At 64.7% G+C, this 12638-nt stretch carries 16 protein-coding genes and 1 pseudogene; 6 read left to right on the plus strand and 11 right to left on the minus strand.

Annotation, left to right across the window (positions count from 1 at the left end):
- Positions 1 to 39: 39 nt before the first annotated feature.
- Positions 40 to 384 (minus strand): annotated as a pseudogene (locus tag CXZ10_RS21950) (thioredoxin domain-containing protein); the annotation flags it as partial.
- A 93-nt stretch (positions 385 to 477) separates the two neighbouring features.
- Here CXZ10_RS21950 and dusA point away from each other — a divergent pair.
- Complete coding sequence (gene dusA / locus CXZ10_RS04405; protein WP_101287792.1) at positions 478 to 1464, plus strand: tRNA dihydrouridine(20/20a) synthase DusA; 987 nt, start codon at positions 478 to 480, stop codon at positions 1462 to 1464.
- 21 nt (positions 1465 to 1485) lie between these two features.
- Positions 1486 to 2463: a bile acid:sodium symporter family protein gene (locus CXZ10_RS04410; protein ID WP_101287794.1), complete on the plus strand. Its 978-nt coding sequence runs from the start codon at positions 1486 to 1488 to the stop codon at positions 2461 to 2463.
- Here CXZ10_RS04410 and CXZ10_RS04415 read toward each other — a convergent pair whose 3' ends face one another.
- The 3 genes from CXZ10_RS04415 to CXZ10_RS04425 are packed head-to-tail and all read right to left on the minus strand — an operon-like array spanning position 2464 to position 3776.
- On the minus strand, positions 2464 to 2775 hold the full coding sequence (locus tag CXZ10_RS04415) for a hypothetical protein (RefSeq protein WP_101287796.1): 312 nt from the start codon (positions 2773 to 2775) through the stop codon (positions 2464 to 2466).
- Positions 2776 to 2778: 3 nt separating this feature from the next.
- Entirely contained in the window at positions 2779 to 2976 is a 198-nt protein-coding gene (locus CXZ10_RS04420) for a DUF1289 domain-containing protein (protein WP_101287798.1), read from the minus strand.
- A 5-nt stretch (positions 2977 to 2981) separates the two neighbouring features.
- A complete protein-coding gene (locus CXZ10_RS04425; RefSeq protein WP_101287800.1) occupies positions 2982 to 3776 on the minus strand; it encodes an adenosylcobinamide-GDP ribazoletransferase in 795 nt (264 codons plus the stop codon).
- Positions 3777 to 3922: 146 nt separating this feature from the next.
- Here CXZ10_RS04425 and cobT point away from each other — a divergent pair, with 146 nt between their 5' ends.
- Positions 3923 to 4936 carry a nicotinate-nucleotide--dimethylbenzimidazole phosphoribosyltransferase gene (gene cobT / locus CXZ10_RS04430; RefSeq protein ID WP_425298907.1) on the plus strand — a complete coding sequence of 338 codons (1014 nt, stop codon included), beginning with the start codon at positions 3923 to 3925 and terminating at the stop codon, positions 4934 to 4936.
- A gap of 60 nt (positions 4937 to 4996) precedes the next feature.
- On the opposite strand, the gene CXZ10_RS04435 is transcribed toward cobT, so the two are convergent.
- The gene (locus CXZ10_RS04435; protein ID WP_101288358.1) at positions 4997 to 5953 is read right to left on the minus strand and encodes a polyprenyl synthetase family protein; all 957 of its coding nucleotides are present in this window, start codon (positions 5951 to 5953) and stop codon (positions 4997 to 4999) included.
- Between the two features lie 238 nt (positions 5954 to 6191).
- Here CXZ10_RS04435 and CXZ10_RS04440 point away from each other — a divergent pair, with 238 nt between their 5' ends.
- Both CXZ10_RS04440 and CXZ10_RS04445 read left to right on the plus strand, forming a co-directional pair.
- Positions 6192 to 6437 carry a putative signal transducing protein gene (locus tag CXZ10_RS04440; protein WP_101287804.1) on the plus strand — a complete coding sequence of 82 codons (246 nt, stop codon included), beginning with the start codon at positions 6192 to 6194 and terminating at the stop codon, positions 6435 to 6437.
- Positions 6434 to 7207: a tRNA1(Val) (adenine(37)-N6)-methyltransferase gene (locus tag CXZ10_RS04445; protein WP_101287806.1), complete on the plus strand. Its 774-nt coding sequence runs from the start codon at positions 6434 to 6436 to the stop codon at positions 7205 to 7207. The genes CXZ10_RS04440 and CXZ10_RS04445 overlap by 4 nt, the downstream gene beginning before the upstream one ends.
- Position 7208: 1 nt before the next feature.
- Here CXZ10_RS04445 and CXZ10_RS04450 read toward each other — a convergent pair whose 3' ends face one another.
- The 3 genes from CXZ10_RS04450 to CXZ10_RS04460 all read right to left on the minus strand — a co-directional run bounded on the left by CXZ10_RS04450 (position 7209) and on the right by CXZ10_RS04460 (position 9818).
- Positions 7209 to 8243 carry an endonuclease/exonuclease/phosphatase family protein gene (locus CXZ10_RS04450; RefSeq protein WP_180335855.1) on the minus strand — a complete coding sequence of 345 codons (1035 nt, stop codon included), beginning with the start codon at positions 8241 to 8243 and terminating at the stop codon, positions 7209 to 7211.
- Between the two features lie 134 nt (positions 8244 to 8377).
- Entirely contained in the window at positions 8378 to 8887 is a 510-nt protein-coding gene (locus tag CXZ10_RS04455) for a methylated-DNA--[protein]-cysteine S-methyltransferase (protein ID WP_101287810.1), read from the minus strand.
- Between the two features lie 7 nt (positions 8888 to 8894).
- On the minus strand, positions 8895 to 9818 hold the full coding sequence (locus CXZ10_RS04460; RefSeq protein WP_425298906.1) for a DMT family transporter: 924 nt from the start codon (positions 9816 to 9818) through the stop codon (positions 8895 to 8897).
- A 108-nt stretch (positions 9819 to 9926) separates the two neighbouring features.
- Here CXZ10_RS04460 and CXZ10_RS04465 point away from each other — a divergent pair, with 108 nt between their 5' ends.
- Entirely contained in the window at positions 9927 to 10529 is a 603-nt protein-coding gene (locus tag CXZ10_RS04465; RefSeq protein ID WP_101287814.1) for a bifunctional transcriptional activator/DNA repair enzyme AdaA, read from the plus strand.
- Here CXZ10_RS04465 and CXZ10_RS04470 read toward each other — a convergent pair.
- The 3 genes from CXZ10_RS04470 to CXZ10_RS21455 all read right to left on the minus strand — a co-directional run bounded on the left by CXZ10_RS04470 (position 10517) and on the right by CXZ10_RS21455 (position 12557).
- Positions 10517 to 11164 (minus strand): SGNH/GDSL hydrolase family protein, encoded by a 648-nt coding sequence (locus tag CXZ10_RS04470; RefSeq protein ID WP_101287816.1) that lies wholly within the window; start codon positions 11162 to 11164, stop codon positions 10517 to 10519. The two genes, CXZ10_RS04465 and CXZ10_RS04470, sit on opposite strands and share 13 nt — an antisense overlap.
- A gap of 30 nt (positions 11165 to 11194) precedes the next feature.
- Positions 11195 to 12226, minus strand: coding sequence for an acyltransferase family protein (locus CXZ10_RS04475; RefSeq protein WP_180335856.1), 1032 nt, complete (start codon positions 12224 to 12226; stop codon positions 11195 to 11197).
- Positions 12227 to 12395: 169 nt separating this feature from the next.
- On the minus strand, positions 12396 to 12557 hold the full coding sequence (locus CXZ10_RS21455) for a hypothetical protein (protein WP_180335857.1): 162 nt from the start codon (positions 12555 to 12557) through the stop codon (positions 12396 to 12398).
- Between the last annotated feature and the right edge of the window lie 81 nt (positions 12558 to 12638).

Consider the following 12638-nt stretch of genomic DNA (forward strand, 5'->3'; position numbering starts at 1 on the left):
CCGGCAGAGCGCGGTGCCCTTGGCGGTCACGACGAACGGCCTGTCGACGAGGATGGCGGGCGCGATCATCGCCTCGAGAATGTCCTCGTCGGCTACCGACGGGTCGGTGAGGCCCAGGTCGACGGCCGGCGACTTCTTGACGCGCAGCGCGTCGCGTGGCCCGATGCCGGCGGCGGCGAAGAGCGCAAGAAGCTGAGGTTTGGTCCAACCGGTCTCGAGATATTCGGGCACGGTCGGCGTATAGCCCGCCGCCTCGACGATGCGGACGACGTTGCGCGAGGTGCCGCAGTCGGGATTGTGAAAGACGACGACGTCTGTGACGGGCGTGGCGGGTCTCCCTGGATCGGTCTCGTTATAGCGGCCGCAGTGGCCAACCGAAACGATTTGCTGGCCGTCGCGCGCTTTTGAACTCGGCTATCCCTCGTCTTTTCTCGACTTTTGGCTTATGGGAGCGGAAACCCAAGCCGCAAGGACCCGATGAGCCACTATACCGCCCCTGTTTTCGCCGTTGCACCGATGCTCGATTGGACCGATCGCAATTGTCGGCTGTTCCATCGACAGCTGAGTGCGCGGGCGCTGCTCTACACGGAAATGGTGACGACGGCGGCGATCCGCTTTGGCGATCGCGAGCGGCTCTTGGGCTTTTTCCCTGAGGAACACCCCGTTGCCTTGCAGCTTGGCGGCTCCGATCCGGCCGAGTTGGCCTTTGCGGCCAAGGTGGGCGAGGATTGGGGTTATGACGAGATCAACCTCAACGTCGGCTGCCCGTCGGATCGCGTGCAATCGGGCCGCTTCGGCGCCTGCCTGATGCTGGAGCCCGAGCTGGTCGCGGACTGCGTCGCGGCGATGCGCCAGGCGGTCAGCGTGCCGGTCACCGTCAAGTGCCGCATCGGCGTCGACGAGCAGGATCCCGAGGAGGCGCTCGACAAGCTCGCCGATGCCGTGATCGCTGCCGGCGTGTCCGCGCTCTGGGTGCATGCCCGCAAGGCGTGGCTCAAGGGCCTCAGCCCCAAGGAAAACCGCGACATCCCGCCGCTCGATTATGACCGCGTCCGTCGCCTCAAGGCGCGCTATCCCCATGTGTTCATCGGCATCAACGGCGGCATCAACGATCTCGATGCGGCCGTCGATCTTCTGAAGACACTCGACGGCGTCATGCTGGGACGCGCTGCCTATCAGGAGCCGGCATTGCTCGGTTCGGTCGACCGGCTCATTTATGGCGAAGCCACCGACGATGCCGATCCGTTCGCCGTGGTGGAACGGATGCGACCCCATATCGCCGCCCATCTCGCCGCCGGCGGGCGCCTGTCCGCCTTCACCCGCCATATGCTCGGCCTCTATCACAAGGTCCCCGGCGCTCGTGCCTGGCGCCGCATCCTGACCGAGGGGGGTGTCAAGGAAGGCGCCGGCCTTGAGGTGATCGATGCGGCTATCGATGCGCTCCAGCGCCGCAAGGCCGCCTGACCTCCGAAAGCTCGTCCGCCCGTGTCCCTCCGCCTTCCCAAGCTCGACTACTTCCTCATCGGCCTCGTGTTGATGGTGGCGCTGGCGCTGATCTGGCCGACGCCCGGCACGAGCGGCGGACCGCTGCATTTCGAGTATGTCACCACCTACGGCGTCTCCGTGGTGTTTTTTCTCTATGGGCTGACGCTGTCACCGGAACGGATGAAGGCCGGCGTGCTGCATTGGCGTCTGCACATCTGCGTGCAATTTGCCACCTTCGTGCTGTTTCCGCTCTTGTTGCTGGCCGCCCGGGCGCTGATGCCCGGCATGTTCTCCGACGATCTCTGGCTCGGCTTCTTCTACGTGGCGGCGCTGCCATCCACCGTGTCGTCGTCGGTGGCGATGACCAACATCGCCCGTGGCAACGTGCCGGCCGCCGTGTTCAATGCGTCACTGTCCAGTCTCCTTGGCGTGTTCGTGACGCCGCTTCTGATGAGCTGGTACATGAAGAGCAATGGCATCGACATGCCGCTGCTGCCGGTGATCCTCAAGGTGGTGATGCTGGTGCTGGTGCCGATCGTGCTCGGCCAGATCGCCCGTCGCTGGCTGGGCGGCTGGGCGCATCGCAACGCCTTCTGGGTGAAGCTCGCAGACCGCTCCACGATCCTCGCCATCGTTTATAACTCCTTCTGTGATTCCGTGGCGGCCGGCGTCTGGAGCGCCAGCGATCTGACCGTCGTGCTGGAGATCGCCGTGGCCTCTGTGGCGCTGTTCCTCGTGGTCTATCTGATCATGAACGGCGTTTGCGCCATCATGGGCTTCAACATCCGCGACCGCATCGCCTGCCAGTTCTGCGGCTCCAAGAAGTCGCTGGCGACCGGCGTGCCTCTGGCGCCGGTGATGTTCGGCCAGAATGCCGCGATCGGCCTGATCGTGGCGCCCATCATGGTCTTTCACTTCCTGCAGTTGGTGATCGTCAGCGTGCTGGCGGCGCGCTTTGCCAGGAGAGCAGGAGATTGATCAGACTGCCGTCGAACGGACGTTCTCGTTCGGCACCACCACCGTCGGCGCCTGATGGAACCAGCGATAGCCGGCGGCAAGCGCCAGGAAGACGGCGAGCCAGACGGCAATGTGCCATAGGCGCGCGTTGATGCGGTGGCGCCCGAGGGCGAGCGAGGCGCCGATCAGCAGGGCAAAGATCGAGAGATAGGCGACATTGGCGAACTCGGCCGGGGCCAGACCGGCTATGCTGCCCGATCCTCCAAAGAGCAGGAGAACGCCGGTGGCGACGACAAGGATCGCCACGGCGAGATAGAGCACGGGTTGCCGCATCGCTCAGGCCTCCGACTGGGACTTGCTGTCCCGAATGTCGGCGTGCCGCAGCCGCTCCGCAAGGCCACCCATGATCGCCCGCCGCTCTTCCGGACTCATCGACGTCCAACGGGCGATTTCGTCGAGCGTGCGGCCGCAACCGCGACAAAGACTACCGCCTTCCAGTATGCGACAGACCTTGATGCAGGGCGTCTCCACCATTGATGTCACCTGGCGATCAGGAGGCCGATGAGAAAGGCGGCTTCGGTGAGGACCTGCGTCGCGCCGAGAATGTCGCCGGTCTGTCCGCCGATTTTCTCGCGGGCAAGGGCGCCGAAGGCGAGGGCGGCGAGCCCGGCAAAGACGACGCCGAGCAGGACAGCCGGCGCGCCTAGGAGCGCCGGCAGCGGCGACAGGAGAAGCACCGTCACACCGGCGCCGATTGCCACCGCGAGGCGGTCTGGCTGGCCGAGCCGCGCCGCGAGGCCGTCGGGCCGTGCATTGGGCAACGCCGCCCAGAGAGTGATCATCGAAAGACGACTGAGGGCACCGCCGCTCAGCACGGCGAAGACACCCGCTGTCGGGTCAAGAAAAAGCAGGGCGCCGTAGGCGCTTGCCCGAATGAGCGTCGACAGAATCAGGGCGAGGCCGGCGAAGGTGCCGATGCGGCTATCCTTCATGATCAAAAGCCGCTTTTCCACCGTGGCGCCGCCGACAAGGCCGTCGGCGCTGTCGGCGAGGCCATCCTCGTGCAGCGCACCGGTCGGCGCGACCAGCGCAGCGACCACGAGAAGACCGGTGAGGAGATCTGGCAAGCCCGCAGTGGAAGCTCCGAGACCGACGAGCGCCGCCGGCAGGGCGATCAGAAAGCCAGCGAGGGGAAAGGTCGCCGCCGCCCGTGGCAGCACGGGCAGCGCGCCAGTGTCGTCCAGCCGGCCGAACTGGGGCACGGGCAGGCGCGAGAGGAAGCGGAGCGAGGCGCCGAGATCGGCAAGACGGTGGAGGAGTTCGTCACGAAGCATTCTTCGTTTGTAGGCCGTGGAGCGAGTCATGTATAGCGTGAACCCGCTAAATGTTGTGTCATTTCGTGGTATTGCGGCAGTCTGCCCACTAAATCCAGACTTGCCGTTTCCAGTTCAATCAGAAAGACGATGATATGATTCCCTCGATGTCCGGTTTGCCGTTCGACGATTTCCGCGAACTGATCCGCTCGATGCCAGGGCCGGACGAGGCTTCGATTGCCGCCGTCCGCGCTCGCAATGCCGAGCTCACCAAACCGCTCGGCTCGCTCGGCCGGCTCGAGGAGCTTGCCGAGTGGCTGGCCGCCTGGCAGCGGGTTGAGCGGCCGGCGGTACGGCATCCGATGGTGTCGATCTTCGCGGCCAGCCATGGCGTAGCTGCCAAGGGCGTGTCGGCCTTCCCGGTCGAAGTGAACTTCCAGATGGTCGCCAACTTCACTGCCGGCGGCGCGGCGATCAACCAGCTTTGCAAGAGCTACAACTACGGGCTCAAGGTGTTCGAGCTGGCGCTGGAGATGCCGACGCCGGACATCACCGAACAGGATGCCTTCGACGAAGCCGGCTGCGCCGCCACCATGGCCTTCGGCATGGAATCGGTGGCCGGCGGCACCGACCTCCTGATGCTTGGCGAGATGGGAATCGGCAACACCACGGTGGCGGCCGCCATCTATCACGCGCTCTATGGAGGAGTGGCTGCCGACTGGATCGGACGCGGGACCGGCGTCGATGACGCCGGTCTTGCCCGCAAGCGCGATGCGGTCGCCGCCGCCGTGGAGCGCCTCGGCAAGGGAGAACGCGACGGCCTGGAGGTTCTGCGCCGGGTCGGCGGCCGCGAGATCGCCGCCATGGCCGGCGCCATCATCGCCGCCCGCCATCAGAACATTCCGGTGGTCGTCGACGGCTATGTCGTCACCGCCGCGGCCGCAGTGCTGCACGCCGTTGACCCTCGCTCCATCGATCATGTTCAGATCGCCCATGCCTCGGTGGAAGGCGCCCATCGCGACGTCATCGCTCGGCTCGGCAAGGAGCCGCTTGTCGACCTGCGCTTCCGTCTCGGAGAAGGCACCGGGGCGGCCATTGCCGGATCAATCATTCGGGCGGCAGCCGATGTCCACTCGGGCATGGCGACCTTCGCCGAGGCCGGCGTCTCCAATAAACACTAGGCAGGAAAATTCAGCCCGGGCAAGAAATTGCCCGGGTTTTCTCATTCGCTATCTTAGGAATCAACTCACACGGCTGACGCAGAAATAGACCACGTCCTCCAGGGCTGCCCGGTATGGGCCCTCCTCGAGCACCTCCAGCGCCGCGATGGCCTTGTCGCCATAGGCCCGGGCGCGCTCGACGGTGGCGGCAATGGCCTGATGCTTTCCGAGCAGCTCGATGGCGTGGTCGAGATCGGCGTCCTCGATGTCGCCCTGTTCGATGGTGCGTTGCCAGAAGGCACGGTCGTCGTCACCGCCACGGGCGGCGGCGATCAGGATCGGCAGGGTCACCTTGCCCTCGCGGAAATCGTCGCCGACCTTCTTGCCGAGCGTCATCGACGAGCCGCCGTAATCGAGTGCGTCGTCGACGAGTTGGAAGGCGAGGCCGAGCTGCGTGCCATAGTCGGCGAGGCCGGCTCGTACCTTGGCGCTGCTGCCGGCGATGATCGGGCCGACCTCGGTGGCCGCTGAGAACAGCGCCGCCGTCTTGGCGTTGATCACCTGCAGATACTGCTCTTCGCTGGTGGAAAGGTGCTTGGCGGCCACGAGCTGCAGCACCTCGCCCTCGGCAATCACCGCCGCGGCACGCGACAGCACGGCGAGCGCATCCAGCGAGCCGACCTCGACCATGGTGCGGAAGGCCTGGCCGAGCAGATAGTCACCGACCAGCACGCTCGCCTGATTGCCCCAGACCATGCGCGCCGACGGCTTGCCGCGTCGAAGCTCGCTTTCGTCGACCACGTCGTCGTGCAGGAGTGTCGCGGTGTGCATGAACTCGACGGTGGCCGCCAGCTTGACATGTCCATCGCCCCGATAGCCGCAGGCGAGGGCGGCGGCCAGTGTCAGCATCGGCCTCAGGCGCTTGCCGCCGGAATCGATCAGATGGCGGGCGATCTCCGGGATCATCTCGGCGTTGGCGGCCGCCATGTCGAGGATCATCTGGTTGACCCGCTGCATGTCGGCATCGACGAGCTGCATGAGGGGCGCGATCGACGTCTCGCGCGGTGCCGCCGGAGCGTTGCTGTGCTGAGGTGCGACCGAGCTCAAACCTTCACTCCCGAAACCGTCCGTCCGGCTTGCTGCCGGTTGTATCCACAACGCTTCCCGTCACGAGTCGGTGCCCGCACCGGAAAAGATTAATTGGGTGACCATTAGGCCGCCAAGCGGATAATGTCCAATCCTGTCGGGGAAGGCCACCGGCAATTCCGGAGGTTTCATGGAAGAATTGATCCGCACCAACGATCTCGTCCTCATCTCCTTTGTCGAGGCGCTGCTCAAGGACGCCGATATCGCATATCTCGTTGCGGACCAGGCGATGAGTGCGCTGGAAGGCATGGTTGGCGCTTTTCCCCGCCGTGTCCTGGTCGACACCGACGAGGCGGACCGTGCCCGGCGTCTTCTGACCGACGCCGGCCTTGGACACGAGTTGCGTCCGAAGTCCAAGGCGGGCCGTGAAGTATGACCCTTTCCGGCGTCACCAGTCGTGATGGTTTCCTCGACAACAAGCTGATGATCGATCAGCCATTGTCCGGGGCACATCGGGCCGGCCTCGATGCCGTGCTGCTGGCCGCCGCGCTGCCTGAAAGGACGACCGGCCATGTCGTCGATCTCGGTGCGGGCGTTGGGGTCGCCGGTCTCGCCGCCGCCCACAGACTGCCGGAAATCAGCGTCACGCTGGTGGAGATCGATCCGGAACTCGCAGGTCTTGCGGAAGGCAATGCCGCGCTGAACGCCGGTACGGCCGGTCGCGTCAGCATCGTCATTGCCGACGTGCTGGCGCCGGCCGCCGAACGCCGGGCTGCCGGGCTTCTCGACAACATGGCGGATCATCTCGTCATGAATCCGCCCTTTCATCCTGCCGATCGAGGCCGGTCGTCGCCGGCAGCGTCGCGGGCACGGGCGCATGCGCTTGCGGCGGATGCGATGGAGGGTTGGGTACGCGCTGCTGCCGCCGTCCTGAAACCATCCGGTACGCTGACGGTGATCTTTCGCGCCGACGAACTGCCGAGGTTGCTCTCGGCGATCGGCAATCGCTTTGGCTCGCTCACGCTGCTGCCGATCCACGCGCATGCCGGCGAGCCGGCACATCGGCTGATCCTGCGCGGCCGGCCGCAAGGGCGAGCGCCGCTCCGCATCCTGCCGGGACTGACCCTGCACGCGCCAGACGGTGGATTTCTGCCGGAGGCTGAGGCTGCGCTGCGCGGTGGGGGGCTGCCTGTGGTCTGGTGGTAGCTCAGGGCAGGCGCAGGTCGGCGAACACTGGAAAGTGGTCGGAGCCGATGTCCGGGCCGACCTCGAAATGTCGAACCTCGATGTTGCGCGAGACGAGGATATGGTCGACCGGCGAGCCGAAGGCGAAACGCTTGACAAGGGCACGCCTGGAGAACCGGGTGGTGGCCGGCCAGCCGGTGCCAGCGGCGTCGATCAAGCCGGATTTCTTCAGGAACGATTGAAAGAACGGCGACCAAGTGGGCGTGTTGAAGTCACCCATGGCGATAACAGGGGTTCCCGGCGTTTCCGCGGCGATCGCTCGCGCAACGGTATCGAGATAGGCGTTGCGGCTCTCCCACTGGTCGAAACTGCGCGGCGTCGTGGGGTGAAGGATGTAGACGACAAGGACGGACTGCCCTGTGACACTGATTGCCTCAGGCAAACCGGGTGGGGCGAGTTCCAGTCTCAACGGGTTGCCACCCCAGCCGAAGACCGGATCAAGGGTAACGTTCTTGACATGCTCGGCCTTGAGAATTTTCCAGCCGGACCAGGCCATGACTTCGGGGTGACGGCCCAGAAGCTCGGCGGGCGGGGTTGAAGGGAAGTGAGCGCGCAACGCGCCGAACCGCCTAAGCTGGTAACCGCTGACCTCCTGCTGGCCCAGGATGTCGATGCCGGATTGAGTGCTCCAGGCGATGAGGTCACCGTAATCGCTGCGGCCGCCCAGAACGTTGCTGGTGGCAACGCGCAGTTCACGGCCGCCCGCCGAAGCGGCACCGCGCTCGACCGGCAAGACCAGTGGCAGTCCGTTGACGAGCGAGAGGACGACGGCGATCGCTGCGGCAAGGCGGTTGCCTGTTATAAGCGCAAGGAGCGCGGCGGCGACGCAAAGCGCAGCCAGGGCCGGCAGGAAGAAGGTAAGGAGGTCGCCGAAATAGAGACTATCCGCATTGAGCCGGGCCAGCGTGACGAGCCCGATCGCGACGATCATGGCGGCCGTGACGAAGCTGGAGATTTTTCGCCGGGCAGGAGCCGCACCTAACTCGAATACCGTCATACGAACTCCCCAAGCCTCGACGATACATTCCAGCATCGATCGTCGGGAAAGTCTGCGGCAATCTTGTGAACGCCGACCCCGAGCAGCCACCGGTACAGGAAAAGCAAGGCCCAGGCCAGCTTGCGCGACGCGGCCTAAAAGAGGCTGCCCTGGAGGTCTCCGGGATTGCCGCCCGTCTCATGCGCCACCAGCCAGCGCTTGGTGTCGATACCGCCACCGAAGCCGGTCAGGGCGCCCGACGTACCGATCACCCGGTGGCAAGGCACGATGATCGGGATGGGATTGGCGCCATTGGCGGCGCCGACGGCACGGCTTGCCGAGGGACGATCGATGCGCCGGGCGAGTTCGCCGTAGGACATGGTTGCGCCATAGGGGATGGCTGTGAGCGCTTGCCAGACGGCAAGCTGGAAGGGTGTGCCCGCCGGCATCAGATCGAGGTGGAAGGTGCGCAGTTCACCCGCGAAATAGGCCGAGAGCTGGGCGCGTGCCTCGATGAACTGGCCGTCGTCGCGCCGCCAGTGATCGTGCGGCGCGACACGCCCCTTGCCGTTGGGAAAGCCGACCTTCGACAGCCGGATACCATCTCCGGCCAGAAGCAACGGTCCGATGGGGCTTTCGAGATAGGTATAGACGAGGTCGAACATGGGCGCCTCACGTGGCTGGGGCTCGCCTCAACATGGCGAAGATCCGGCCGTCGATCGACAGGAGACCGAGGGCGATCAGCGCCATGCCGAGAAAATGGTTCGGCGACAGCCGCTCGCCCAGCACGAGGCTGCCGAGCAGGATGGCCGAGACGGGGATCAGCAGCGTCACCAGTGACGAGTTGGTCGCTCCGCCGACCGACAGAACGTGGAAGTAGATGATGTAGGCGAGCGCCGTCGAGATCAGCGCGAGGGCAAGGATTGCGCCGATGGTGACGAGATGGGGTGCCGCGAGCTGCCATGGCGCGTCGGCGAAAGCGACGAGCGGCAGCATCATCACCGTGCTGGCGGTTGTCTGGCCGAAGGCGCCGACGGCCGGTGAGATGCCCATGCGGCGAAATCGGCGCCCGAGGATGCCGGCGAAGCCGTAGGAGAGGGCGGCTCCCAGGCAGGCGAGAAGCGCCCAAAGCGGCGGACCGTCGCCTGCAAAGGCATTGCCGCCCATCAGAACAGCGACGCCGAGAACCCCGAGCAGGACACCGGCGATCTTCTGCGGCGTCATTTTTTCATCTGCGGTCAGGAGGTGTGCAACGAGAATCGCAAAGATCGGCGTGGTCGCGTTGAGAATGGAGGCGAGACCGGAGGCAATGGCCGTCTGCCCCCAGAAGATCAGGCTGAAGGGGATGATATTGTTGATCACGCCCATGCCGAAAAAGAGGCGCCACGCTTCGCCACTCGCCGGAATCACCCGGCCGGTTGCCCGAAGATAGAGGTAAAGCGCCGTCGCGGCGATCGCCACGCGGCAGAGAACGACGGTGAAGGGCGGCAGTTCGGCAAGCGCCACCTTCGAGAAGAAGAAGGACCCGCCCCAGAGGATGGAGAGGACAAGGAGAAGACCCCATTCGAGGAGGCCCATCTGCGGTGCTTTGGTCAAGGAAGCCTCCAGGATGGCGGGTCGAACATGGCCCACCGAGGAATGATCGGCTCGCCGAAATCGGACTCGGTTCGTTGAACTTGCCAGATCGTGTATACAATTCCTGTCATGAGCCTCGATATCACTCTCTGCGAAACCGCCTGGGCGGCCCGTGATCCGGCCTATGACGGCGCCTTCTTCGTTTGCGTCAGGACGACCGGCATCTACTGTCGCTGCGTCTGCCCGGTGAAGCCACCGCTCAGGCGCAACGTCGAATTCCTGCCGAGCGCCACGGCGGCCGAGCTTGCCGGTTATCGCCCCTGCCTGCGTTGCCGACCGGAGACGGCGCCGTTCTGTCCGGCGTGGAAAGGCACGCTGACCACCGTCGAGAAGGCGGCGCGGCTCATCAGGGACGAGGGGGTGCTTGATGGCAACGGCAGCGTCGAAACTCTCGCGGAGCGCGTCGGCGTCGGCAGCCGCCATCTCACGCGCCTGTTCCGCCGCCATCTCGGCGCCAGCCCGATCGAAGTGGCGAAGACGGCCCGCGTGCAGCGCGCCAAACGCCTCATCACCGACACCGACCTGCCGATGACCGAGGTCGCGCTTCAGGCGGGTTTCGGCAGCCTCCGCCGCTTCAATGCGGTGTTCCGGGAGGTTTACAAGCGGCCGCCAGGCGAGATGCGGCGAGGACGGAGAGCGAACGAACAGCCGTCCGTCCATCAGACCGGATAGTCAACCGCCGTCAGGAACGCACGGGCGATGATCATGTGGCCGGTCAGGGTCGGGTGGACGCGGTCGGTGGCGATGCCCATGGGGTGGATTTCGGCCATCACCTCATCGAAGGCGGCCTGGGTGTCGACGAAGACGGCGTCGTGCTTGTCGGCGAGCTTTTTGACCACCGCACCGTAGTCGTCGATCATCTTGCGCATGGGATCCGTGCGGTTGAACTCGACGAAATAGGGCGCCATCAGCACAAGGCCCTTGAGGCGGGGCAATGTGCGCAGGATCAGGCGTTCCAGCGTCGCTTCATACTCGCCGATCAGCACGTGGTTCTCGGTCTGGAGGCGGGCGTCGAACTGCCGCCAGACGTCGTTGACGCCGATCATGATCGACAGCCAATCAGGCTTCAGCGCTTCGACGTCGGTCGCCCAGCGTGCCTCGAGATCGCGCACCGTGTTGGCGCTGACGCCCATGTTGACGACGCGGATGCGGTGGGCGGCGTGCGTGACGTTGAGGAAGGCATTGACGAGGCCGACGTAGCCGGTGCCGAGCGAGTCGAACAAGGCTTCGCCGATCGGCCGGGCGCGGCTCCAGTCGGTGATCGAGTCACCGATGAACAGCAGCTTGCTGTCCTCATGGATCTTCACTTCATCGTCCTCCCATTCAAGCGGCGGTCCTCACCACACCCGATTGAGCCATGTCCTGACGCGATTCTCGTAGGCATAGAACGTCAGGAAGCCGATCGCCACGGATAGCACCATACCGACCAGCGCATGGCCAGGCAGACTGGCAAACAGGTGTCTTTTGTATTGATAGAAGGGCTGCTGCCACAGGTAGATCGAGAAGGACGCGATGCCGAGCAGCCTGAGCGGCGCCAGCGAAAGCGACGATCGTACCCACTCCGGCGCCTCGGCCAGATGATTGACGGTGAAGGCCAGGAAGAAGGGCGCAACCGTCATGGTCAGCATCCACGGAAACACCGAGCCGACATAGAGCGCTGTGGCCACGGCGAAGGCGGCGACAGGCATCCACGGGCGAACGTGGGGCGCCGTGCGGTCCCTGAGGAGCGCGTAGCCGGCCGACAGAAGAAGACCGGTCGCTGCCACCTCGCTCCGCACCCAATATTCCTTGGGCGGAGCGATGTCAGGGAACGCGTAGTAGCTGAGGTGTATCGCGATGGTGAGGAGGCCGACGGCGATCAGAGCACCGGCCTCGCGACCGCGCAGGAATGGGAAAAGCGTCAGGAGCGACAGGAAGATGTAGGAATGCTCCTCCACGTTCAGAGACCAGAGGTGTCCTATCGGGTAGGAACTGGCGAACATGTGGAAGTCGGCCGGCAGGTAGGAGCGGAGGAACAGGACCGTCGGTACCACTTCGCTCGCAGGCGCCGTCTTGCCGATCAGCGCGGCAATGCCGAAGACGATCAGAAGGAAGAGCAGGAAGGCCGGGATGATGCGGGATATGCGGCGTTTGTAGAAGGTGGCGAGGGGGACGCGCCGCTGGAACAGGATGCGGCTCATCAGAAGGCCGGACAGGCAGAAGAAAACGTCGACGCCCATCCTGCCGCTGTGCCAGCCCTGGATGGCTAGGAAATGACCCTGCAGTACCAGAAAGATAGCCAGCCCCCGCCAGCCGTCCAGGTAGTCGATGCGCTGCAGTTCGCTGGCGCCGTGCTGCGCCGACGAAGACGCAATTTTCTCGATCGTCATCATTTGGCTCGAAAAGAACCAGTCGCGAGACTGGCGGCCGGGGTGCGGCAGTCATTCAGTAAAATCGTGATAAAATGGTGACCGTCGCCGGCGGAAATCCCATATACGACAAAGCGCCCGGCATCCCCTCGGGGATCGGGCGCTCACATCGCATCAGTGGCTTGACCTCTTAGAGGCCGAAACCCTTCAGGAAACCGCGCTTCGGCGCGCGAGCCTTGCTGCCGGCGGTCTCTTCGTAGTGGGCGATCGCCTCGGCGACCTCGCGTTCGGCGGTGCTCTGGCTGTGGCGCTTCTTGTTGGCACCCAGCATGGCGAACATCATGGCGTCCATCGTTGTTCTCCGTTCTCTTCTCTGTCTCTCTTCTTACAGCCTCAATATAAGTGTCATGCCCAATGGGGACAAATCGTATCT

Source organism: Pleomorphomonas diazotrophica, from assembly GCF_002844595.1.
Lineage (GTDB): Bacteria > Pseudomonadota > Alphaproteobacteria > Rhizobiales > Pleomorphomonadaceae > Pleomorphomonas > Pleomorphomonas diazotrophica.

Coding starts and splice junctions, on each gene's coding strand:
- dusA (WP_101287792.1), top strand. CDS start 478: ATGAGCCACTATACCGCCCCTGTTTTCGCCGTTGCACCGATGCTCGAT.
- CXZ10_RS04415 (WP_101287796.1), bottom strand. CDS start 2,775: ATGCGGCAACCCGTGCTCTATCTCGCCGTGGCGATCCTTGTCGTCGCC.
- CXZ10_RS04420 (WP_101287798.1), bottom strand. CDS start 2,976: ATGGTGGAGACGCCCTGCATCAAGGTCTGTCGCATACTGGAAGGCGGT.
- CXZ10_RS04425 (WP_101287800.1), bottom strand. CDS start 3,776: ATGCTTCGTGACGAACTCCTCCACCGTCTTGCCGATCTCGGCGCCTCG.
- cobT (WP_425298907.1), top strand. CDS start 3,923: ATGTCCGGTTTGCCGTTCGACGATTTCCGCGAACTGATCCGCTCGATG.
- CXZ10_RS04435 (WP_101288358.1), bottom strand. CDS start 5,953: ATGCAGCTCGTCGATGCCGACATGCAGCGGGTCAACCAGATGATCCTC.
- CXZ10_RS04440 (WP_101287804.1), top strand. CDS start 6,192: ATGGAAGAATTGATCCGCACCAACGATCTCGTCCTCATCTCCTTTGTC.
- CXZ10_RS04445 (WP_101287806.1), top strand. CDS start 6,434: ATGACCCTTTCCGGCGTCACCAGTCGTGATGGTTTCCTCGACAACAAG.
- CXZ10_RS04450 (WP_180335855.1), bottom strand. CDS start 8,243: ATGACGGTATTCGAGTTAGGTGCGGCTCCTGCCCGGCGAAAAATCTCC.
- CXZ10_RS04455 (WP_101287810.1), bottom strand. CDS start 8,887: ATGTTCGACCTCGTCTATACCTATCTCGAAAGCCCCATCGGACCGTTG.
- CXZ10_RS04465 (WP_101287814.1), top strand. CDS start 9,927: ATGAGCCTCGATATCACTCTCTGCGAAACCGCCTGGGCGGCCCGTGAT.
- CXZ10_RS04475 (WP_180335856.1), bottom strand. CDS start 12,226: ATGACGATCGAGAAAATTGCGTCTTCGTCGGCGCAGCACGGCGCCAGC.
- CXZ10_RS21455 (WP_180335857.1), bottom strand. CDS start 12,557: ATGGACGCCATGATGTTCGCCATGCTGGGTGCCAACAAGAAGCGCCAC.